This is a genomic window from Microbacterium sp. 1.5R, from assembly GCF_001889265.1.
GTDB lineage: Bacteria > Actinomycetota > Actinomycetes > Actinomycetales > Microbacteriaceae > Microbacterium.
Genome location: NZ_CP018151.1, coordinates 1684832 through 1707527 on the forward strand (window position 1 = coordinate 1684832; position 22696 = coordinate 1707527).

The following is a 22696-nucleotide window of genomic DNA, read 5'->3' on the forward strand; positions in this document are numbered from 1 at the left end:
GGCACTATCTTGAATCGGGACGAGAGGAACACCCCCATGACCGAAGGCAACGGACGCCGTCGCGTTCTCCTGAAGCTCTCCGGTGAGGCGTTCGGCGCCGGACAGCTCGGCGTCAACCCCGACGTCGTCAGCCAGATCGCCCGTGACATCGCCGCGGCCGTCGACCGCGTAGAGATCGCGATCGTCGTCGGCGGCGGCAACTTCTTCCGCGGAGCGGAACTCAGCCAGCGCGGAATGGACCGGGGGCGAGCCGACTACATGGGCATGCTCGGCACGGTGATGAACGCCCTCGCGCTGCAGGACTTCCTCGAGCAGGCCGGAGCGCCGACCCGCGTGCAGTCCGCGATCTCGATGACGCAGGTCGCCGAGCCGTACATCCCGCTGCGGGCCGAGCGGCACATGGAGAAGGGCCGCGTCGTCATCTTCGGCGCCGGAGCGGGCCTCCCGTACTTCTCCACCGACACGGTCGCCGCGCAGCGCGCGCTGGAGATCGGGGCGCAGGAGGTGCTCGTGGCCAAGAACGGCGTCGACGCCATCTACACCGCGGACCCGAACAAGCACGCCGACGCCGAGCGCATCGAGCGCGTGACCTACCGCGATGCCCTTCAGCGCGGCCTCAAGGTGGTCGACTCGACCGCGTTCAGCCTCTGCATGGACAACAACATGGACATGAGGGTGTTCGGCATGGAGCCGGCGGGCAATGTCACGCGTGCGCTCCTCGGAGAGCCGATCGGCACTCTCGTCACCGCCTGAGTCCCTGACGGTGCTCACGCGCCGCGCCAGATAGAATTTCAGAACACCCCGACGATAGGAGTCACCGTGATCGCGGATGTCCTCGCTGAAACCACCTCCCGTATGGCACGAGCGGTCGAGGCCGCCAAGGAGGACTTCTCCACGGTGCGCACGGGTCGCGCCAACCCGCAGCTCTTCCAGAAGGTGCTCGTCGACTACTACGGAACGCCGACGCCGCTCGCCCAGCTCGCCTCTCTGGCGAACCAGGAGGCGCGCACCCTCATCATCACTCCCTACGACAAGAGTGCTCTGAAGGGGATCGAGCAGGCGATCCGGGACATGCCGAACCTCGGCGCGAACCCCACGAACGACGGCAACCTCGTCCGCGTGACGATGCCCGAGCTCACGGCTGAGCGCCGCAAGGAGTACGTCAAGCTCGTCAAGACCAAGGCCGAGGACGCCAAGGTGCACGTGCGCGGCATCCGTCGCAAGGCCAAGGACGAACTCGACGGTCTCAAGAGCGAGCTCGGAGAAGACGAGATCTCTCGCGGAGAGAAGGAACTCGACGCCCTCACGCGCCAGCACGTCGACCTCATCGACGACGCACTCAAGCGCAAAGAGGCTGAGCTCCTCGAGGTGTAGGCGGCATGTCCGACGAACGCACCGATGACGGCACCGACAAGCCGCAGACGCGCCGGGAGGCGCGCGACTCGTCGACCTCGACCGGCGCCATCCCGCTGGTCGACGGCGCCTTCCCGGCGTTCGACGCGACGAGCATCCCGCCACGTCCACCTCTCCCCGCCGAGGAGCGCGCGATGACGGAGTCTCCGTTGGACACAGCTGATCACAACGCGATCAGAGAGCAGTGGCGTGCCGCACGCGACGAGTTCGGGACCCACGTCACGAATGCTCGCGGGCAGCTCGACCAGGCGAACGAGCGCATCAAGGAGCGCACAGGGCGTGACCTGATCCTCGCGACGCTGATCGGGCTGGCGTTCGGCGCCGCCCTGCTCGCCTCGCTGCTGTTCATCAAGGTCCTCTTCGTGCCGTTCGCGTTGGCAGCGGCGCTGCTCGGGGTGTACGAGCTTTCCCTGGCACTGCGCGCGTCCGGGCGGCGGATCGACGTGATCGCTCAGTTCGTGGCGGCGACGCTGCTCGTGCTGTCCGCGTTCTTCCTCGACCTGTGGTTCGTCTGGGTGATGCTGTTCTTCGCCGTCGCATTCGTGATCGTGTGGCGGTTGGTCGCCCAGATGGTCGCCAAGGACGGCAGAACCTACGGCGATGTGCTGACGGATGCCGTCATCGGAGGCTTCGTTCAGATCTACGTGCCGTTCCTCGCGGCGGTCGCCCTGATCCTGCTCAAGCAGGAGGGTGGCCAGTGGTGGGTGCTGAGCTTCATCGCCATCGCCGTCGTGGCGGACACCGGCGCGTATGCCGCCGGGCTGGCCTTCGGCCGGCATCCGATGGCCCCGCGAATCAGTCCCAAGAAGACGTGGGAAGGGTTCGGTGGAGCCGTGGTGGGTTCCATCACGGCGGGTGTCCTCCTCGCGATCTTCCTGTTGCATCTGCCCTGGTGGATCGGCGTGATCTTCGGCGTCGCCATCCTGCTGTCCGCGACCCTCGGCGACCTCGGGGAGTCCATGCTCAAGCGTGATCTCGGAATCAAGGACATGAGCTCCTGGCTGCCCGGTCACGGCGGGCTCCTCGATCGACTCGACAGCATCCTTCCGTCGACGGTGCCCGCGCTGTGCCTGTATTTCCTCTTCTCCTCCTGGGTGGTGCTGTGATGGTCTCCGACGACGTGCGAACATCGGACGGTTCGGTTCAGCCTCCGGCCGCGTTCTCTGTGACGACCGGTCGCGTGCGCGGCTATCACCGCGCAGCGGTCGACACGTTCCTGGCAGCCGCTCGGGCTGCATTCGAAGGCGACGCGGACGATCTCGGCGCAGCCGACGTACGCGTGGCGTCCTTCCCGCTGGTGAAGAACGGCTATGTCGTGGCAGAGGTCGATGCCGCGCTCGGGAGAGTCGAGGACGCGCTGGCGGCTCGCGCGCGTGACCGGGCCGTCCGGTCGCAGGGCGCGGGGGCATGGGTCGAGCAGGCACGAGACGATGCCCAGATCATCCTCGACCACCTCGCGCGTCCGAAGCGTCAGCGTTTCGCGCGGACGGGCGTCCTCACCTTCGGGTATCGCATCGACGAGGTCGACCATGTGGGCACCCGCATCGCCCGCTATCTGCGAGACGGCGAACCGCTGACGGCCGAGCAGCTGCGTTCGGCGGCGTTCCGCATGCAGCGCGGCGGGTACCGGGAAGAGCAGGTGGATGCCCTTCTCGACGCTACCGTCGATGTGATCCTGGCGGTTCGCTGAGCGTTCTGATGGCCGACTCACGCCTCACCGGGTAGACTGCCACTCATCGTGAACTCCCGAAACGACATCACACCTCATCGCAAAGACGTCACGCCGGTGCCTGCATCGGCGGCGCTTTCGGCGCGCAGCGGTAGCCGCCGACGGGGCGTCGTCGGTTTCGTCAGCGCCCTCGCGGTCGTGGGTTTCGCGGCCGCGATGGTCGCCCCGACCGGCGTCGCGCTGGCTCAGCAGCCTGAGACGGAAGGCCCCGAGTCGGCGTACTCAGCGGCGCTCACGGAGACGCAGAATCTCACGGTGACCGCAGAGGGTGCCGCTATCGCACCGGTTCAGCGTGGATCGTTCTCGGTCTACGTGACGCCCAAGCCGACTCCCACCCCGACACCGACGACCGCGTCGTCCGGGTCATCCGGGTCATCGAAACCCGGTCCCAGCGCTCCTCTGTACTACACCGGCGGGGGAGCCCCTGCGGAGTGGATGGCCGCAGCGGGCATCGCGGAGTCCGACTGGGGCTTCGTCGACTACATCGTCTCCCGCGAGAGCGGCTGGAACCCGAACGCGACGAATAAGTCCTCTGGAGCGTGTGGGCTCGTCCAGGCTCTGCCATGCAGCAAGGTTCCCGGCAATGGCTACGACCCGGTGGACAACCTGCGCTGGGCAACGGGCTACGCCACGGGTCGATACGGAAGCTGGGCGGGCGCCCACGCCTTCTGGACGAACAACCACTGGTGGTGAGTCGGCCTCATGGCCCGCTCTCGCAGACGCCGTCCGGCGCGCCCTGACACCGACGATTCGCTCGATCGACTCCTCGCGTCCTGGAAGCGCACGGAAGTCCGTCGTGGTTCCGAGTGGACCGTCCAGCCGGTGTCGGCAGCTCAGGCGCTGAAGGAGTACATCTGTCCTGGGTGCGGGCGATCGGTTGTTCCCGGAACCGCTCATCTCGTGATCTGGCGCGCGGACGGGGTGCTCGGTGACGCCGCAGACCTCGCGGCACGCAGGCATTGGCACACACACTGTTGGAGGATTGCGTGAGCATGGAGATCCGTGGACCGATCGAGCTGCCTGCGCGGCGCGAAGACATCGCACTGGAGACCGCAGACGAGCTGACACTGGTCGGAGAGCTGGCGGTTCCCGAGTCGTCGGCGCCCGTGGCCACGCTCGTCACGCTGCATCCTCTCCCGACGGCCGGCGGGTTCATGGACTCGCACATCATCCGCAAGGCTGCCGCCCGTCTGCCTGCGCTGGCGGACCTCGCTGTGCTGCGCTTCAACACGAGAGGGACGACCTCTCCGCGTGGCACCAGCGATGGCGCGTTCGATGAGGGAGAGGCGGAGCAGTTCGACGTCGCGGCGGCGATGGGCTTCGTGCGCGAGCGCGGCCTTCCGCGCCCATGGCTGCTCGGCTGGTCGTTCGGCACCGAACTCGCGCTGAAGTACGGTCGGGAACACGATGTCGAGGGGATCATCCTCCTGTCCCCGCCACTTCATCGCGCCACAGACGCCGAGGTGGCGGCGTGGGCCGACTCCGATGTTGACGTCGTCGTGCTGGTACCCGAGCTCGACGACTACCTCCGTCCGGCCGAAGCACGCGAGCGCTTCTCCGCGATTCCGCATGCGAAGCTGATCACCGTCGAGGGTGGCAAGCACCTCTGGGTGGGGGAGAGCCAGACTCGGAGAGTCCTCACTGAGATCGTCGCTGCCGTGAACCCAGCAGCTCTTCCGCTGCCGACGGAGTGGCCCGCCGACTAGAGCTCGTTCATGCGAGGGATCAGCACCTGCCGGTAGAGGATCAGGATGCTGGCTGCCACCGGAATCGCGATCAGCGCGCCGAGCAGCCCCAGGAGGCTTCCGCCCGCCAGCGCCGCGACGACGACGACCGCTCCGGGTACGGACACGGCCCGGCTCATGATGCGCGGCGAGATCACGTACGCCTCGATCTGCATGTAGATGAGGTAGTAGATGGCGGCGGCGATCGCTGTCGCCGGTGATCCCAGGCCGGGGATCAGGCACACGAGCACGATGATGGTCGACCCCGTGAGGGTGCCGACGAGTGGAATCAGTGAGAAGAAGAAGGCGACGACGGCGAGCACGGCCGGGAACGGCGCATCGATGATCGTGAGGAAGATCATGCTCAGGATGCCGTTGATGACGCCCTGGGAGACCTGGCCCATGACGTAGTAGCCGACCGAATCGGTGATCTGCTCGGCCAGGTCGATGAAGCGCTCGCGCTTGGATGCAGGAGCGAGCTGGTAGACGGCGCGCTTGAGCGACGGTGTCGAGGCCGTCAGATAGATCGTCAGGATGAGGATGATGAACGCGCCGAACAGTCCGCTCAGCAGTGCCCCGCCGGCGGCGAGCACGCCCTGCCCGATGGACCCCCCGATCTGGGCGAGGTTCGTCTCCAGCCAGTCGGTCACATAGGCGAAGACGTCATCCACCTTGAGATTGGGGAACGTGTCGACCATCCACTGGCGCAGGTCGAGGAGAAATGTCCCGCGTTGGACGATGGCCGTGATCTCGGCGATGAGCTGCGAGATCTGGTCGACCAGCACGGGGATGACGATCAGGATGATCCCGGCGAAGATCCCGAGCACCGCGAGGATCGTGATGAGCACGGCGAGCCAGCGGGGGAGACGCCTGCGCTCGAGGAAGGAGACGAGCGGGTCCAGGCCGAGACTGAGGAAGAGAGCCGTACCGACGTAGAGCAGCACGGTCGACAGGCTCTCCACGCTTCCGATCAGCAGGATTCCCAGTCCCACGCCGAGCGTCGCCACGAGGGCGGTGCGGAACGGGTTGTGGATCTTCATCGTTGCTCCTCGGAATGGGGGACTCTGCAAGCGTATCCACCGCACCACGACCGGCCGGGACGACGTGCCGCACGTGGTGCCGCATGCCCCTCGTGGGCAACACACAGGTGATTTCGCTAGTCTGAAATGTCGAGTGTTGCGACTCGGGCGTGCGTCCGGGCCGTGTGAGGAGACTATTCGTGCGTTTCGTATGGGCCGTCGTGGCCTTCGTGCTGGCTGCGGGACTGATCGCTGCGGGCATCGCGCAGCGAACCATCTTCATGGGTCCGTCGACTCAGGAGGTCTCAGTCGCTGCAGAGGAACCCGCCCCGTTTGTGCTGATGGACGGCGACGTCCTTCGTGAGCACCCGGGATCTCAGACCTTGCTGGTGCGCGGAGAGGGCGAGATCTTCGCCGCCTATGGCCGCACCGCCGACATGGAAGCGTGGCTTGCCGACTCGTCGTACAACCGCGTGACGGTCGGCGACGACGGTGACCTGGAGGTCGAGCTGGTCCCCGCCGGATCAGCACCGGAAGGTGATGGGGCCTCCGAAACCCCCGCCCCTGCCGAGACCCCGGCCGCGGCCGAGACTCCGGCACCGGCGGAGACGCCCGCCGAGGGCGATGCAGCCGCAGAGCCGGGCCGCAACCCCGCCGGCTCCGACCTCTGGCTGGACTCCTTCACCGAGACCGACACACTCATCGCAGACAACATGCAGCTGCCCGAGGGCGTGAGTCTGATCATCGCGTACGACGGCACCGCCGACGCACCGGACGACATCGTGGTGTCCTGGCCGCTGGACACGTCCACCCCTCTCGCCGGACCGCTCATGGCGGCGGGCGCGGCGATGCTTCTCGTCGGACTCGTGCTCTACGTCCTCGCGATCCGGCACCAGCGTCGCGGGCGAGGACCGCGGCGCAAGGGCCCCGGCCCCCTTCCGGCCACCGAGCCGATCGACGTGGCTCAGCTGCCGCCATCGGAACGCGCGGCGATCGACGACACCTCGACCACCGCTGCCGGGGATGAGCCCGGTCGGACCGGCGCAGACTCCGACGCGGCAGCCGCCGGTGACCCGGGGGCAGTCGACGCCGCCGGTCCGAAGAACCCAGACCCCGATCGGAAGACGGAGATGCGTGCGCGACCCGTGAACCGTCGACGGCGCCTGCTCGCGGTCCCCGCCCTCGCCGTGACCGCGTTGCTCGCGAGCGGCTGCTCGCCTGACTCATGGCCGCAGCTCGGAGAGGGAACGCCCTCGCCGTCTCCCAGCGCGACGGTGATCGCCCCGGACAATCAGAAGCCCCCGGCAGTGACGGAGGCCCAGGCGAAGCGGATCCTGCAGGAAGTGTCGACGACCCTGTCCGACGCGGACGCGTCGATGGACATCGCTCTGGCCGGCACTCGTCTGGACGGCCCGGCGCTCACGGCTCGCACCACCGAGTACGCGCTTCGGACAGCTCTTCCGGAGACCGCACCGCCCGCCGCACTCCCGACCGATGACGTCGAGGTCGTGCTTCCCGAAGCCACCGACCGGTGGCCGCGCACGGTGCTCCTGCTCTCGAAGAGCGCTGACGACGACACCGTTCCCCCCGTCATCCTGACCATGACGCAGCAGGATCCGTGGTCGAACTACAAGGTCACGAACATGGCCGAGATGTCTGCGGATGCCGTCTTCCCCGACGTGGCTGCAGCGTGGCTCGGCACCTCGCTCGTTCCCGACGATTCCGCATTCCTCAGCATCCCGCCGGGAGAGCTAGCGGAGACTTTCGCCGACGTCGTCGACGCGGGCGAGGCCAGCCCTTCGTACGGCATGTTCGACGAGATCTCGCAGAACCTCGCCCAGTCGATTCGCGACAGCCGGCAGGCGGTCGTGCAGACCCTGGCGGACAACGGAGCGGCGGAGACTTCTCAGACCGCCTTCGACATCCTCCCGGCCGATTCCGAGCCGGTCTCGATGACCACGCTGGACAGCGGTGCGATCGTGGCCGTCTCGCTCATCGACACCGAATCGGTCACCCCGACGTCACCGGACGCCGTCATCCGACTGGAAGACGCGAATCCGCAGGCGAAGGCGCTGACGGGTGTCACGGAGTCCGCGAAGGGCTTCACGACCAAGTACGAATTCCAGCTGTTCTTCTCCGTTCCCGCGCAGGGCTCGACGGAGCAGATCCGACTCATGGCGGTCCGACAGGACCTACTCTCCGTCGAGGTGATCAAATGACCGATATCTCTCCCGCCGCGCTCCGTGGAGCCGTCGACCTCTCCTCTCTGCGAAACCGGCCCGCGGCTGCTGCCGCCGGAGCGCAGAGCCCTGCTCCCGGGGCCGTGGACATCGTCGTCGATGCGACCGACGAGTCGTTCGGTCAGATCCTCGAGCTCTCCCGGACAGTGCCGGTGGTCGTCGACCTCTGGGCCGAATGGTGCGGGCCCTGCAAGCAGCTGAGCCCCATCATCGAGAAGGTGACGCGCGAACTCGGCGGCAGGGTGCTTCTCGCGAAGGTCGATGTCGACGCCAACCCGCAGCTGGCCCAGGGATTCCGCGCGCAGTCGATCCCGATGGTCGTGGCACTCATCGCCGGTCAGCCGGTTCCGATGTTCACCGGTGCAGTGCCCGAGCAACAGGTCAGAGAGGTCTTCGCGCAGCTGCTTCAGCTCGCTGCTCAGAACGGGGTGACGGGCACGTTGAACGTCGGAGAGGCGCCCGAGGGCGAGCAGACGCCGGAGGAGCCGCCGATGCCGCCGCTGCACGCGGAGGCTTTCGCCGCGATCGAGAACGGCGACTACGCCGCGGCGGTCGTGGCATACGAGAAGGCTCTCGCGGAGAACCCGCGCGATGAGGATGCGATCGCAGGCCTGGGCCAGGTCCGTCTGCTCGACCGCGTCCAGAAACTCGATCTCCAAGATGCTCGGGCCGCGGCCGCAGCCGGACCCCTGGACATCCAGGCCCAGTTCGATGTCGCCGACCTCGACCTCGCGGGAGGCCATGTCGAAGATGCGTTCGGAAGGCTTCTCGACCTGTTCGCCCAGCTGCCCTCGGATGAGCGAACGCCCGTGCGCGAGCGTCTTCTCGAGCTGTTCGGCCTGATCGGCGTCGCAGATCCACGCGTCATCACCGCGCGCAACAGACTGTCTTCCCTGCTGTTCTGAGCTGAGAGTGCAGCGAGACGGCCCAGGCTCTGTCGGGCCGGGGCCGTCTCGCTGATCGGCAGAGGCCGTCAGCCGCGGCTGATCGTGGGTACGTGCGGGTCGCTCTCGTGGCGCAGCCAGATGGTCGCCAGTGCGGGAACCGTGATCGTCGCCACGGCCGGTCCGTCGTCCTCCGAGTGCGCGACGACCATGCCGAGATTGCCGGATCCGCGACCGCCGTATTCTGCGGCGTCCGTGTTGAGGATCTCCTGCCACACGCCGGGGATCGGCAGCGCGAGGCTGTAGCCGCTGCGCTCGACGCCGGCGAAGTTGCTGATCACCACGAGACGGCCGCCATGTGCGTCGCGGCGTTCGAAGGCGATGACATTGGGATCCCAGCTCGGGGCGCCGAGGCGTGAGAACGAGGATCCGTCGTTGTCCCGCTCCCAGAGCGGGGCCTGAGCGCGATAGGTGCGGTTGAGCTGTCCGACGAAACCCTGCAGCTGCGCGTGCGACGGCTGGTCGAGGAGCCACCAGTCGAGCTGGCGGGATTCCGACCATTCGGCGAGCTGCCCGAACTCCTGCCCCATGAAGAGGAGCTTCTTCCCGGGGTGACCCCACATGTATCCGAGGTATGCGCGGACATTGGCGAGCTTGTGCCAGTGGTCGCCGGGCATCTTCGAGACGAGGCTGCCTTTTCCATGCACGACCTCATCGTGGCTGATCGGCAGCAGATAATTCTCCCCGAACGCGTAGACGAACGAGAACGTCATCTCACCTTCGTGGTGCGCGCGATACATCGGGTCTCGTTCGATGTACTGGAGGGAGTCGTTCATCCAGCCCATGTTCCACTTGAACCCGAAGCCGAGACCCGCGTGGTCGGTGGGTGCGGTCACACCGGGGAAGCTCGTCGATTCCTCAGCGATCATCAGCACGCCGGGGTGCAGGCGGTAGGCGGTCGCGTTGACCTCCTGGAGGAAGCGGATCGCTTCGAGGTTCTCCCGACCCCCGTGGATGTTCGGCTCCCACTCGCCTTCGTTACGTGAGTAGTCGAGGTACAGCATCGAGGCCACGGCATCCACTCGCAGGCCGTCGACATGGAACTCGCGCAGCCAGAACAGTGCGTTCGCGACCAGGAATCCGCGCACCTCAGGGCGACCGTAGTCGAAGATGAGCGTTCCCCAGTCCTGATGCTCACCGCGACGAGGGTCGGGGTGCTCGTACAGCGGCTGTCCGTCGAACCTCGCGAGGGCGAACGCGTCTTTGGGGAAGTGCCCGGGCACCCAGTCCATGATCACGCCGATTCCGGCCTGATGCAGTTGGTCGATGAGGTATCGCAGGTCATCCGGGCTGCCGAAGCGACTGGTCGCCGCGTAGTACCCGCTTACCTGATAGCCCCAGGAGCCGCCGAACGGATGCTCGGCGAGCGGCATGAACTCGATGTGCGTGAAACCGGCCTCGATGACGTGTGCGATCAGCGGTTCTGCGGCATCGCGGTAGCTCAGGCCTCCGCGCCAGGAGCCGAGGTGCACCTCGTAGACCGACAGCGGCTGAGCGACCGCGTGAGTCGCCGCCCGGCGGGTCATCCACGCGCCGTCTGACCATGCGTAGTCCGACCGCGTGACCACCGACGCGGTCTCGGGCGGCACCTGCGCGGCCTGCGCCATCGGGTCGGCCTTGAAGATCCAGGAGCCGCCGCGGGTGCGGATCTGATACTTGTATGTCGTTCCGACGGCGAGATCGGGGATGAACAGCTCCCAGACGCCACTCACGCCCATCGAGCGCATCGCGTGCGCTTCGCCGTTCCACCCGTTGTGATCTCCGACGACTCGCACGGCTGTGGCGTTCGGGGCCCAGACGGCGAATGCGACGCCGTCTTCGCCGTCTGCGACCGTCGCGTGCGCACCCAGCACCTGCCACAGCCGCTCGTGCCGCCCTTCGGCGATCAGATGGAGATCGACGTCGCCCAGAGTCGGGAGGTGCCGGTACGGGTCGCCGGTGATCGTCTCGTCGTCGTCGCCGTACGCGGTGGCGATGCGATACGCCACCGGGGCACCGTCGTGCTGGGCCTCCCAGATGCCGTGTGCGACGTGATCGAGCTCCAATCGGCTCCCGTCCTCGAAGACGGCTGCGACCGAGGACGCGAGAGGTCGGCGAGCGCGGATCACCGTGACAGTCCGGTCACTCGCATCCGTGAACGGGTGGGAGCCGAGCACCGCGTGCGGGTCGTGATGGGCGCCGGCTGCGACAGCCGCCCAGTCCGGCGATGTAGTGGCATCTTCGACGTAGCTCATGCTCGTCTCCTCACCTTCAGAATGTGCACCGGCTCGGCGAAGGCGTCGAGGCGCACGTAGTTGTGATCGGCCCACGTCCACACCGCACCGGTCAGGAGGTCCTCCACCTCGAACGGCTCGCCAGGTGGTACGCCCCAGATCGTGGTGTCGAGGTGCACGGTGGTCTCACGCACGGAGTGCGGATCGACGTTGGCGACGACGAGGATCGTATCGGAGTGGCCCGTGCCGGTGAACGCGGCATCGAGGTGCTTGCTGTAGACGAGCACCGAGTCGTCGTCGCTCCAGTGCACGGAGAGATTGCGAAGCTGTCGAAGAGCCGGGTGCTCACGGCGGATCTCGTTCAGTCGACGCAGGAGAGGCGCAAGCGAGTCACCCGATGCCTCCGCGCCCTCCCAGTCCCGGAACTTGAACTCGTACTTCTCGTTGTCGATGTTCTCCTCGGAACCGGGCCTCGCCACGTTCTCGAAGAGCTCGTACCCGGCGTACACGCCGTACACAGGGGCGGCGGTGGCGGCGATGCAGGCGCGGATCCGATAGGCGGCGCGGCCACCGAACTGCAGGTACTCCGTGAGGATGTCATGCGTGTTCACGAAGAGATTCGGCCGCATGTAGTCGCTCGTCTCGTGCGAGACGCTGGTGAGGAACTCCTCGAGCTCCGCCTTGGTGTTGCGCCAGGTGAAATAGCTGTAGCTCTGTTGGAACCCCACGGCCGCGAGCGCACGCATCACGGCGGGTCGGGTGAACGCCTCGGCCAGGAAGATCACGTCCGGGTCCTGGGCGTTCACCGTCGCGATGAGCCATTCCCAGAACTGCAGCGGCTTCGTGTGCGGGTTGTCGACGCGGAAGATCTTCACGCCTTCGCGAACCCAGTGCTGCACGATGCGGAGCATCTCCTGGTAGATACCGGCGGGATCGTTGTCGAAGTTCAGCGGGTAGATGTCCTGGTACTTCTTGGGCGGGTTCTCTGCGTAGGCGATGGTGCCATCCGGGAGAGTGGTGAACCACTCGGGGTGCTCATCGACCCACGGGTGGTCCGGAGAGGCCTGCAGCGCGAGATCGAGAGCGACCTCCAGCCCTTCGTTCTTCGCCGCCCTGACGAATGCACGGAAGTCGGCCGGCTTGCCGAGCTCCGGGTGGATCGCGTCGTGGCCGCCGTCTGCGGAGCCGATGGCATACGGTGAGCCCGGATCGCCTGGCTCCGTCGTCAGAGTGTTGTTGCGTCCCTTGCGGTTGGTCGTTCCGATCGGATGGATCGGCACCAGGTAGATGACGTCGAAGCCCATGGCGGCGACAGCGGGAAGACGTTTGGCGGCTGTCCTGAACGTACCGCTCTTGACAGTGCCGTCCTTCAGGCGTTTCGCGCCCTCCGAGCGGGGAAAGAACTCGTACCAGGCACCGACGCCTGCGGCGGTCCGCTCCACGAGCAGAGTGTGCGTGGCAGATGCTGAACGCAGCGTCATGAGAGGCCGCTCATGGAAGAGACCGCCCAGCTCGGCGTCGGTCGAGACCGCGGTGGTGGTCTCTGCATCGCCCCCCGCCAGTGCGGTGGCGAGTTCGCTGATGCGTCTGCGCTGAGCCGCAGGGCGATCCTTCTCTTTCGCTGCGCGCGCGAGAAGTTCGGCGCCGAGGGCTGCCATGACCGGCACATCGACGCCCGCGGCGACCTTCACCTCGGCGGCGTGCGCCCAGGTCGCGAAGTCGTCGGAGAACGCCTCGAAGCGAAACGTCCACTGTCCCTGCATGTCCACAGCGACCTCTGCTGCCCAGCGATCGCTCCCATCGAGCAAGGGCGTCAATCGGTGCAGGGACTCCTCGCCGTTCGGGGCCCCCAACCGAAGCTGCACCCCGATCAGGTCGTGCCCTTCACGGAAGGCGACGACGCTGAACGGCACCACCTCGCCGACGAACGCCTTGGGCGCGAAGCCTCCGGGGACGGACGGTGCGCCGCCCACCAGAGGAATTCGCGTCGCGACGAGTCCGTCGCCGTCCGAGACGGCGCCCAGCGGGCGCGACGGGATCTGCGCGGGGCTTCGGAGAGCCTTCGGACTGATGCTGCTCATACGTGCGGCCACCCCCCGAATGTACCGCTCGCGGCGTGAAGCGGGTAGCTCGCGGAGGGCCCCGGCGCGCCGCCGTTCATTCCACGCGGAAGAGTCGCATGGAGGTGCCGGGGATGGGAAGGACGTCGCCGGGGGCGAACACCTCGCCGCCGTCTTGCGGGCGGTCGTCGGCGCTCGACCACAGCGAGACGAAACGCGTCGCCTCCTCGAGGTCGTCGGGCAGACGCACGTCGATGGGCGACTCCGTCCCGTGCACGATGAGGAGGATCCGATTGGCCGATTCGCGATCGGGGGTCGAGGCCGCCACATACTGCAGAGTGCGGTTACCAGGGTCCGTCCACTGCTGGCTCTCCATCGTCTCGCCGTTCTGATCGAACCAGTCCATGACAGAGGCGTTGGGGATGTGCTCACCGAGTCGGGCGTACCGGCTCGGACGCAGGGCGGGATTCTCGGAACGGAGCTGGATGAGTCGAGCGACGTGTGCGCGCAGGTCCTCCTGCCACGGTTCCGCGTCCCAGCCGAGCCACGTCATCGACGAATCCTGGGCGTAGGCATTGTTGTTTCCGCGTTGCGTCCGACCGACCTCATCGCCGGCCGTGAGCATGGGGATCCCGGCGGACAGCAGCAGGGTGCCGAGCAGGTTGCGCATCGCCTTTCGCCGGGCAGCGAGGATCGCAGGGTCGTCGGTCGGCCCCTCGATACCGTGATTGAAAGCCCGATTCATGTCGGCACCATCGCGATTCTGTTCGCCGTTCGCCTCATTGTGCTTGACGTCGTACGACACGAGGTCGTGCATGGTGAAGCCGTCGTGCGCGGTGACGAAGTTGATGCTGGCCAGCGGCCCCCGAACATCGGCGAAAGTGTTCGACGAGCCGGCGAGACGCGTCGCGAAGCCCCCGATGCCGACCGGCGCGGACGCACGACGCGCATAGTCGATGTCGCTCAGCCAGAAGTTCCTGACCCGGTCGCGGTAGCGGTCGTTCCACTCCATCCAGCCGTTCGGGAAGTTGCCGGTCTGCCAGCCGCCCATGCCGACGTCCCACGGCTCGGCGATGAGCTTGGTGTCGCGGAGGATCGGATCGTTCGCGATGGCGGTGAGAAGCGGGTGCTCGGGCGTATAGGTGTGCGAGCCGTCGCGCGCGATCGCGGCCGCGAGATCGAAGCGGAATCCGTCGATCTGCATCTCCTGCGCCCAGTAGCGCAGCGAGTCGAGCACGAGGCGCGCTCCGGCATCGGTCGAGGTGTCGAGCGTGTTGCCGCAGCCTGTCGTGTCGATGTACGCGCCTGATGCGTCCTGTCGGTAGTAGCTGGCGTTGTCGATGCCGCGCAGACTGGACCGAGGTCCACCGAGGCCCTCTTCCGACGTGTGGTTGTACACGACGTCCAGGATGACTTCGAGTCCGGCTTCGTGCAGCAGTCGCACCATGCCTTTGAACTCGGCGAGAACGGCCTCGGGGCCGCCCTTGCGTGCGTCCTCCGTGGCGTAGGCGTTGTGCGGTGTGAAGAAGTTGAGGGTGTTGTAGCCCCAGTAGTTCGTGAGGCCGCGCTCGAGCAGGCGAGGCTCCGGAACGAACGCCTGAACGGGCAGGAGCTCGATCGAGGTGATCCCGAGAGAGTGGAAGTACTCGATCATCGCGGGATGCGCGAGTCCGGCGTATGTGCCGTGCAGAGCCGGGGGCACATCGGGCTGACGCTTGGTCAGCCCCTTCAGGTGCCCTTCGTAGATCACGGTGCGGTCGAGCGGTATCCGTGGCTTGACGGACTCTCCCCAGTCGAACCCGTCGACGATCACCACGGAGCGCCACTCCTCGTAGCCGTCGCCCTGCGCGAGACCGCGAGCGTAGGGGTCGAGGAGCAGAGTCTCGGGGTTGAACGTGTTCCCCGGCCCGTGTGGCCCTCCGACGCGGATCGCATACCGGGTGCCGGGCTGGAGCAGTTCTGTCGTCACCTCCCAGATGCCGCCGGGAAGGCGTGCGAGATCGACCTGGTCGATGACCCAGTCGAGGTCGGTGGCATCGAAGACGACGAGTTCGATGGAGGACGCGTTCTGCGACCAGACGCGGAGGGTTCCGACGCCGTCGTGAAGGCGCACACCGAGGTTGTCGAGTGCAGTACCGCCGGGCACGGTGATGTCTCGGATCGCGGGCATGAGTACACCATAGAGGTCTGCGCTCGGGTCTCAGGACAGCATGCACTCAGTTCGATGTGCACGCCACTGCGCGGAAAATGGGGGAGAGTGGAGGGATGCAGCACTATCTCGACCACGCCGCGACGACGCCGCTGCGTCCCGAGGCGCGGGAGGCGTGGCTCGAAGCGAGCGAGATGGTCGGGAATGCGTCATCGACGCACGGTGCCGGCCAGGACGCGCGGCGCCTGCTCGAGGAGGCACGCGAGCGCTCGGCCGCAGTGCTCGACTGCGACCCCATCGAGGTCGTGTTCACCTCCGGGGGTACGGAGTCGATCAATCTCGCGCTTCAGGGGTTGTGGCAGGCGCGGCCGGCGGAGTCGGATGCCATCGTGATGCCGGATGCCGAGCACCACGCGACGATGGACACCGTCGAGGCCCTGGTGGCGGCAGGGGCGGTGCTACGCGCTGTTCCGGTATATCGCTCGGCGGCCATCGACGTGGACGAGTTCACTGCCCAGCTTCCGGGCGCGGCGCTGGCGACCGCGCTCGTCGCCAACAACGAGGCCGGGACGATCAACGACGCCGCGATGCTGGCGTCGTCGACCGCGCAGGCCCTCGTTCCCCTCCATCTCGATGCGGTCGCGGCCCTCGGCCACCTGCCTCTGTCGTTCCGCGCGCTGAGAGGCGATGCGCCCGACTCGGTCGGTCTTGTCGCGATGAGCGTGGCCGGACACAAGATCGGCGCGCCGGTCGGCGTCGGAGCCTTGGTGGTCGCTCGCACCGCGCGGCTCTCCGCACTCCTTCGCGGCGGCGCGCAGCAGCGCGGACTTCGCGCCGGAACGCAGGACGTGGCCGGTGCCGCGGCCTTCGCCACCGCGCTCGAGCTCGCCGAGTCGGAGCGAGAGACGGAGACCGCGCGGCTGGCGACGATGCGCGATCGGCTGATCGACGGCATCCTGGCGCGGGTGCCGCAGGCCGAGCTTCTGGGAGACGGCTCGCGACGGCTCCCCGGCAACGCCCACATACTGTTTCCCGGAGCGGTGGGGGAGAGCCTGCTCTTCCTTCTCGACATGGCAGGCGTCGCCGCGTCGACCGGGTCGGCCTGCCAGGCGGGTGTGGCGGAGCCATCGCATGTCGTGATGGCGATGGGGCGCAGTGAGCAGGACGCGCGCAGCGCCCTCCGATTCACGCTGGGACGCACATCGACGGACGCCGACGTCGATGCCGTCCTCGCATCCATCGGCGAGGCCTACCTGCGGGCTTCCGGCTCCGGCTCAGCCGCACGCTCGTAGACTGGTCCCATGAGGATTCTTGCGGCCATGAGTGGCGGAGTGGACTCCGCAGTCGCGGCCGCACGGGCCGTGGACGCGGGGCACGACGTCGTCGGCGTGCATCTCGCGCTGTCCCGGGCGGGCGGCACGCTGCGCACCGGAAGCCGGGGATGCTGCACGATCGAGGATGCGCTCGATGCGCGTCGCGCGGCCGATCTCCTGGGCATCCCGTTCTACGTCTGGGACTTCTCCGAGCGCTTCCGCGACGACGTGATCGCCGATTTCGTCTCGGAGTACCAGGCAGGGCGCACCCCCAATCCCTGCATGCGCTGCAATGAGAAGATCAAGTTCGCCGCCCTTCTCGAGCGCGCCATCGAGCTCGGTTTCGACGCGGTGTGCACCGGGCACTACGCGACGCTGATCCCCACGGACGCCGGTCTCGAGCTGCACAGAGCCGCGGACAACGCCAAGGATCAGTCCTATGTGCTCGGCGTACTCACCGCCGAGCAGCTCGCGCACACCTACTTCCCGCTCGGAACGACTCCGTCCAAAGCAGTCGTGCGTGCCGAGGCGGAGGAGCGTGGGCTGAGTGTCGCGCAGAAGCCCGACAGCCACGACATCTGCTTCATTCCCGACGGTGACACGCGAGGCTGGCTGGCCGAGAAGGTCGGTACCGCCACCGGTGAGATCGTCGACCGCACGGGCTCCGTCGTCGGCTCGCACGAGGGCGCGCACGCTTTCACGGTCGGTCAGCGCCGTGGTCTGAAGCTCGGCGTCCCGGCCCCCGACGGCAAGCCCCGCTTCGTACTCGAGGTGCGGCCGGTGTCCAACACGGTGGTCGTGGGGCCGAAGGAGGCTCTCGCGACACGTGAGATCTCGGGCGATCGATTCAGCTGGGCGGGCGCAGCGCCCGTCGACTCCGAGTTCGACTGCGAGGTGCAGATCCGCGCCCACGCCGAGCCGGAAGCAGCCCGGGCATTCGTCTCGCCCGAGGGCGTGCGCGTCGTTCCCGAGCAGCCGCTCAACGGCGTCGCGCCGGGCCAGACCGCCGTGCTGTACGTCGGAACGCGTGTGCTCGGCCAGTTCACGATCGACCGCACCGTGTCCGCAGTGCCGGTCGACGCATAGCGCCTGCCTCTCGATGTCGGCGCCCGCTCGTAGACTGGCGGGGTGCCGGAGAACATCTCGCTGGAAGACGCCCGTATCGAAGCGGACGAGCTGACCACTCGAATCCTCGAAGCGAAGGACGCGTACTACGGGCGCGACACTTCACTCGTCGACGACTTCACCTACGACGGGTGGATGCACAGGCTCGAAGAGCTGGAGCGGATGCATCCCGAGCTGCAGGGTCAGGACTCGCCCACTCAGATGGTGGGGGCGGCCGAGGCCACCGGGCTCGCCACCATCGAGCACGCGGAGCGGATGCTGAGTCTCGACAACGTGTTCTCGATCGACGAGCTCAGGGATTGGGCCGCCAAGACGCGCGCCTCTGCGGGGCGAGCTGTCGACTGGCTCACCGAACTCAAGATCGACGGCCTCGCGATCAATCTCCGCTACGAGAACGGGCGGCTGACGTCGGCGGCGACGCGGGGAGATGGGCGCGTCGGTGAGATCGTCACCGAGAACGCGCTGCGCCTTCCCGAGATCCCCCTCGAGCTCAGCGGCAAAGGTCACCCTCCCATCGTCGAGGTGCGCGGCGAGGTGTTCATTCCCGTGGCCGCCTTCGAGCGCCTGAATGCCGCACAGGCGGAGTTCCGCGACCGGGCCTACGCCGATGCTCTCGCCCGCTGGGAGGCTCGGAGCGGAGCAAAGAAGCCGTTCGACGAAGAGAAGGCGCGAACTGCTGCGGCTCGGCGGTTCCCCTCGTTCGCGAATCCGCGCAACGCGGCGAGTGGTGGCCTGCGTCAGCAGATCGACAAGAAGGAGGGGCTCGAACTCGAGGCGGGGATGCTGCGCATCGAGTCGCTCGCGCTGTACGTGCACGGCATCGGGGCCTGGGAGAATCCGCCGGTCGCCGCACAGAGTCAGGTCTACGACAAGCTGTCGGACTGGGGGCTGCCGACCAGCCCGCACACCAGGGTGTGCACGAGCATCGACGACGTGGTTGCGTTCGTCGAGTACTTCGGCGAGCACCGGCACGATATCGAGCACGAGCTGGACGGGATCGTCGTCAAGGTCGACGAGCTGTCCCTCCACGACGAGCTCGGCGCCACCAGTCGGGCGCCTCGCTGGGCGATCGCGTACAAGTACCCGCCCGAAGAGGTGCAGACGAAGCTGCTCGACATCGTCGTGTCTGTGGGTCGAACCGGCAGGGCGACGCCGTTCGCGGTGATGGCTCCCGCCCAGGTCGCGGGGAGCGTCGTCAGGCAGGCGACGCTGCACAACAAGGACGTTGTGAAAGCCAAGGGAGTACTGATCGGCGACACCGTCGTCCTGCGCAAGGCGGGCGACGTGATCCCCGAGGTCCTCGGGCCGGTCGTCGAGAAACGCGACGGTACCGAGCGGGAGTTCGTGATGCCGATCGAATGCCCCGAGTGCGGCACGCCGCTGCGTCCGATGAAGGAGGGCGACATCGATCTGCGCTGCCCCAACGCGCGCTCGTGTCCGGCCCAGGTTCGCGGTCGTGTCGAGCACATCGGTTCGCGGGGCGCCCTCGACATCGAGGCGCTCGGAGAAGTCACGGCGGCCGCGCTCACCCAGCCGACCTCGCCGGCGACACCGCCTCTCGAGACCGAAGCCGGACTGTTCGCGCTGACGCTCGATGAGATCGTGCCGATCGAGCTCGTCGTGCGCGACGCCGAGACGGGGCTGCCCAAGGAGGACGAAGACGGCCTCGTGAAGACGAGGGCACCATTCCGACGCAACCCGACCGCGACAGAGAAGAAGTCCGGGCTGGAGGGCCCCCAGCCCTCCTCTCAAGCTGTGACTCTGCTCGCGGAACTCGAGAAGGCGAAGACCAAAGACCTTTGGCGACTGCTCGTCTCACTGAACATCCGTCACGTCGGGCCGGTCGCGGCGAGGGCGCTGGCGCAGTGGTTCGGTTCACTCGACGCGATCCGCGCGGCCTCTCGCGACGAGCTCGCCGCTGTGGAAGGAGTCGGCGGCATCATCGCCGACTCCTTGCTCGCGTGGTTCGATGTCGACTGGCACCAGGACATCGTTCGTCGCTGGGCCGATGCAGGCGTCCAGTGGGCCACGCCCGGTCATCCCGGTCCGGGCGCGGCAGTCGTCCAGGGCGGTGTGTTGGACGGGATCACGGTCGTGGCGACCGGTTCGCTCGACGGGTACACCCGAGATGGAGCGCAGGAGGCCATCCTCAAGGCGGGCGGTAAGGCCGCGTCGAGCGTCTCCAAGAAGACGGACTTCGTCGCGGCCGGTCCCGGAGCGGGGTCGAAGCTGGGGAAGGCGGAGGAGCTCGGCATCCGCATCCTCGATGCCGCTCAGTTCCACATCCTCGTCACGGAGGGGCCGGACGCTCTGGGATGAGGCGATACGGACCGCTGATCGCCGTCTCCGGCGCGATGGCTGTGGGAGACCCGGGCCGCAACCACCTGCGTCTGACGCCTGATGCGCTCCTGATCCGCCACGGCACAGAGAACCGGGGGATCATTCCCTGGTCTCAGGTGCAGCGAGTGATCCTCGACGTGCCCACCACGCGGTTCCGTCTGCCCGGCCTCTTGAGCACGCTCGTCCTCGGCGCCCTGACGTTCCTCGCCGTGTCCGATCTCGGATTCGACCCTGAGGATGGCGCGGTCGAGCTCCTGGCAGACGGGGAAACGTCGATCGCACCGCTGAGCCGTCACCACGTCGGCGGGTACTGGACACCGACGGTGGACGGGGCACACCGGCTGCTGCAGCATCTCATCGACAACCCGGAGCAGAGAGCGTTGCTCGCGCGCCCTGAACAGCTCATCGACGTGGCCGCGCGTCTCGCTCGCCACAGGCCTTCAGGCGCCTGACGCGCAGGCTGGCCCTTCAGGATGGCTGCCCATCGGTGCACGCGAGCGCGCCGTGCCCGGACTTTCGTCCGGGCACGGCGCGCTCGATGCGTTCTACGGCTGATCAGCCCTTGTGTCGGGGCTTGCGGAACGGCTTCTCGCCTCGCTCATCGGTGCGAGCAGGACGGTCGTCACGGTCGTAGCGCGGACGGTCATCGCGGCGCTCGAACCCACCGCGGGCGCCGTCACGAGGGCCGTCGTTACGACGGGCTCCAGGCCCACGGTCGGGCTTGATCTCGATGAGCCGACCCGAGATGCGGGTGTCCTTCAGCTTCTCCAGGACGGACGAATCGAGGTTCGCCGGCAACTCGACGACAGTGAAGTCCGGCCGGATGTTGATCGCGCCGAAGTCATCACGACCCAGGCCGCCCTCATTCGCGAGTGCGCCGACGATCTGACGGGGCTCGACGCGGTGACGGCGTCCGACCTCGATGCGGTACGGCTTGTAGTCGCCGCGCCCACGGCGCTCGCGCGGTTCGCGGGTCTCGCGACGCTCGCGAGTGTTGCTCTCGCGCGGCGGACGGTTGTCGTACTCGACCGCTTTCGACAGGGCGTCGTCGGCCGGGTCGAGCAGCAGAGGAGTATCGCCCTGGGCGACGACAGCGAGCGCAGCTGCGACATCGGCCTCGGGCACATCGTGGTTGCGCACGTAGTGGTCGATGATGTCGCGGAACTTCTCGATGCGGGTGCTATCGCTGAGCGCGGTCGTGATCGCGTCGTCGAAGCGGGCGAGGCGCGTGGTGTTCACGTCGTCGAGGCTGGGCAGCTGCATCTGAGTGGGCTGCTGACGCGTGGCCTTCTCGATCGACTTGAGCAGGTAGCGCTCACGCGGGGTGATGAAGCTGATCGCGTCTCCGGTGCGTCCCGCGCGGCCGGTGCGGCCGATGCGGTGCACGTACGACTCGGTGTCGGTGGGGATGTCGAAGTTGATGACGTGGCTGATGCGCTCGACGTCGAGACCGCGAGCGGCCACGTCGGTCGCGACGAGGATGTCGAGCTTGCTCGCCTTGAGCTGGTTGACGCTGCGCTCACGCTGGACCTGCGGCACGTCGCCGTTGATGGCGGCGGCGGAGTATCCGCGGGCACGCAGCTTCTCGGCCAGCGTCTCGGTCTCGTTCTTCGTGCGGACGAACACGATCATGCCGTCGAAGTTCTCGACCTCGAGGATGCGAGTGAGCGCATCCACCTTCTGCGCGTACGACACCACGAGGTACCGCTGCGTGATGTTGGTGCCGGTGGCGGTCTTCGACTTGATGCTGATCTCTTCGGGCTCACGCAGGTACTTCTGCGCGAGTCGGCGGATCTGCGGGGGCATCGTCGCTGAGAAGAGGGCTACCTGCTTCTCCTCGGGCGTCTGCGCGAGGATCTGCTCGACGTCTTCGGCGAAGCCCATCTTGAGCATCTCGTCGGCTTCATCGAGCACCAGGTACTGCAGCTGGGACAGGTCGAGGGTGCCCTTGGCGAGGTGGTCCATGATGCGACCGGGGGTGCCGACGATCACGTGCACGCCGCGGCGCAGCGCCGACAGCTGCACGCCATAGCCCTGTCCGCCGTAGACGGGGAGGACGTGGACGCCCTTCATCTTCGAGGCGTACGACTCGAACGCCTCGCACACCTGCAGAGCGAGCTCGCGGGTCGGAGCCAGCACGAGAGCTTGCGGGGTCTTCTGGGACACGTCGAGGCGCTCGAGCACGGGGAGCGCGAATGCCGCGGTCTTTCCCGTTCCGGTCTGCGCCATACCGACGACATCGCGACCGGAGAGCAGGGTCGGGATCGTGGCGGCTTGGATGGGGGAGGGGGTCTCGTAGCCGAGGTCCTTGATGGCCTTGAGGACGGGGCCGGTGATGCCGAGCTCCTCGAATCCAGGGGTCTCGGGGGCGTCGGTGGGCACAGCGTCTTCAGGAGTCACTGACCAAGGGTAGCGCTTCGCGGGATT

At 67.3% G+C, this 22696-nt stretch carries 18 protein-coding genes; 13 read left to right on the forward strand and 5 right to left on the reverse strand.

The genetic code is table 11. The features are described 5' to 3' along the window. The first annotated feature begins 36 nt into the window (after positions 1–36). From pyrH to BMW26_RS07960, 7 genes are all read left to right on the forward strand, one after another. Positions 37–753, forward strand: coding sequence for a UMP kinase (pyrH, locus tag BMW26_RS07930; protein ID WP_056278675.1), 717 nt, complete (start codon positions 37–39; stop codon positions 751–753). Positions 754–819: 66 nt separating this feature from the next. After that, the gene (gene frr / locus BMW26_RS07935) at positions 820–1374 is read left to right on the forward strand and encodes a ribosome recycling factor (RefSeq protein WP_053095997.1); all 555 of its coding nucleotides are present in this window, start codon (positions 820–822) and stop codon (positions 1372–1374) included. A gap of 5 nt (positions 1375–1379) precedes the next feature. Beyond that, entirely contained in the window at positions 1380–2519 is a 1140-nt protein-coding gene (locus BMW26_RS07940) for a phosphatidate cytidylyltransferase (RefSeq protein WP_056278676.1), read from the forward strand. Continuing rightward, positions 2519–3103, forward strand: coding sequence for a DivIVA domain-containing protein (locus tag BMW26_RS07945; RefSeq protein ID WP_072591233.1), 585 nt, complete (start codon positions 2519–2521; stop codon positions 3101–3103). The genes BMW26_RS07940 and BMW26_RS07945 overlap by 1 nt, the downstream gene beginning before the upstream one ends. Before the next feature lie 48 nt (positions 3104–3151). Next, positions 3152–3835, forward strand: coding sequence for a transglycosylase SLT domain-containing protein (locus tag BMW26_RS07950; RefSeq protein WP_232224549.1), 684 nt, complete (start codon positions 3152–3154; stop codon positions 3833–3835). A 9-nt stretch (positions 3836–3844) separates the two neighbouring features. Continuing rightward, positions 3845–4132: a hypothetical protein gene (locus BMW26_RS17905; RefSeq protein WP_072591234.1), complete on the forward strand. Its 288-nt coding sequence runs from the start codon at positions 3845–3847 to the stop codon at positions 4130–4132. A gap of 2 nt (positions 4133–4134) precedes the next feature. Continuing rightward, positions 4135–4848 carry an alpha/beta hydrolase gene (locus BMW26_RS07960; RefSeq protein ID WP_072591235.1) on the forward strand — a complete coding sequence of 238 codons (714 nt, stop codon included), beginning with the start codon at positions 4135–4137 and terminating at the stop codon, positions 4846–4848. Here BMW26_RS07960 and BMW26_RS07965 read toward each other — a convergent pair. Continuing rightward, positions 4845–5906 carry an AI-2E family transporter gene (locus BMW26_RS07965; RefSeq protein ID WP_053096001.1) on the reverse strand — a complete coding sequence of 354 codons (1062 nt, stop codon included), beginning with the start codon at positions 5904–5906 and terminating at the stop codon, positions 4845–4847. The genes BMW26_RS07960 and BMW26_RS07965 overlap by 4 nt on opposite strands. Positions 5907–6085: 179 nt before the next feature. Between BMW26_RS07965 and BMW26_RS07970 the strand changes: the two genes are divergently transcribed. Together BMW26_RS07970 and BMW26_RS07975 are read left to right on the forward strand one after the other, a co-directional pair. Continuing rightward, entirely contained in the window at positions 6086–8104 is a 2019-nt protein-coding gene (locus BMW26_RS07970; RefSeq protein ID WP_072591236.1) for a hypothetical protein, read from the forward strand. Continuing rightward, complete coding sequence (locus BMW26_RS07975) at positions 8101–9030, forward strand: tetratricopeptide repeat protein (RefSeq protein WP_072591237.1); 930 nt, start codon at positions 8101–8103, stop codon at positions 9028–9030. The genes BMW26_RS07970 and BMW26_RS07975 overlap by 4 nt, the downstream gene beginning before the upstream one ends. A 68-nt stretch (positions 9031–9098) precedes the next feature. Here the strand turns inward: BMW26_RS07975 and glgB are convergent, their stop codons facing one another. The 3 genes from glgB to glgX all read right to left on the reverse strand — a co-directional run bounded on the left by glgB (position 9099) and on the right by glgX (position 15512). Further along, on the reverse strand, positions 9099–11303 hold the full coding sequence (glgB, locus tag BMW26_RS07980; protein ID WP_072591238.1) for a 1,4-alpha-glucan branching protein GlgB: 2205 nt from the start codon (positions 11301–11303) through the stop codon (positions 9099–9101). Continuing rightward, positions 11300–13363, reverse strand: coding sequence for an alpha-1,4-glucan--maltose-1-phosphate maltosyltransferase (locus BMW26_RS07985; protein ID WP_083569327.1), 2064 nt, complete (start codon positions 13361–13363; stop codon positions 11300–11302). Before BMW26_RS07985 ends, glgB begins: the two co-directional genes overlap by 4 nt. A 76-nt stretch (positions 13364–13439) precedes the next feature. Next, complete coding sequence (glgX, locus tag BMW26_RS07990) at positions 13440–15512, reverse strand: glycogen debranching protein GlgX (protein ID WP_053096005.1); 2073 nt, start codon at positions 15510–15512, stop codon at positions 13440–13442. Positions 15513–15607: 95 nt separating this feature from the next. Here glgX and BMW26_RS07995 point away from each other — a divergent pair, with 95 nt between their 5' ends. Genes BMW26_RS07995 through BMW26_RS08010 form a run of 4 tightly spaced genes read left to right on the forward strand, consistent with a single transcriptional unit; the run spans position 15608 to position 20721 of the window. Continuing rightward, entirely contained in the window at positions 15608–16783 is a 1176-nt protein-coding gene (locus BMW26_RS07995) for a cysteine desulfurase family protein (RefSeq protein WP_072591239.1), read from the forward strand. A 9-nt stretch (positions 16784–16792) separates the two neighbouring features. Then, positions 16793–17890: a tRNA 2-thiouridine(34) synthase MnmA gene (gene mnmA, locus BMW26_RS08000; RefSeq protein WP_072591240.1), complete on the forward strand. Its 1098-nt coding sequence runs from the start codon at positions 16793–16795 to the stop codon at positions 17888–17890. 42 nt (positions 17891–17932) lie between these two features. After that, the gene (ligA, locus tag BMW26_RS08005; RefSeq protein ID WP_072591241.1) at positions 17933–20248 is read left to right on the forward strand and encodes an NAD-dependent DNA ligase LigA; all 2316 of its coding nucleotides are present in this window, start codon (positions 17933–17935) and stop codon (positions 20246–20248) included. Further along, complete coding sequence (locus BMW26_RS08010; protein WP_056278684.1) at positions 20245–20721, forward strand: hypothetical protein; 477 nt, start codon at positions 20245–20247, stop codon at positions 20719–20721. Before ligA ends, BMW26_RS08010 begins: the two co-directional genes overlap by 4 nt. Before the next feature lie 103 nt (positions 20722–20824). Here the strand turns inward: BMW26_RS08010 and BMW26_RS08015 are convergent, their stop codons facing one another. Further along, positions 20825–22669, reverse strand: a complete 1845-nt coding sequence (locus BMW26_RS08015) for a DEAD/DEAH box helicase (RefSeq protein ID WP_053096010.1) — start codon at positions 22667–22669, stop codon at positions 20825–20827. Positions 22670–22696: the final 27 nt, after the last annotated feature.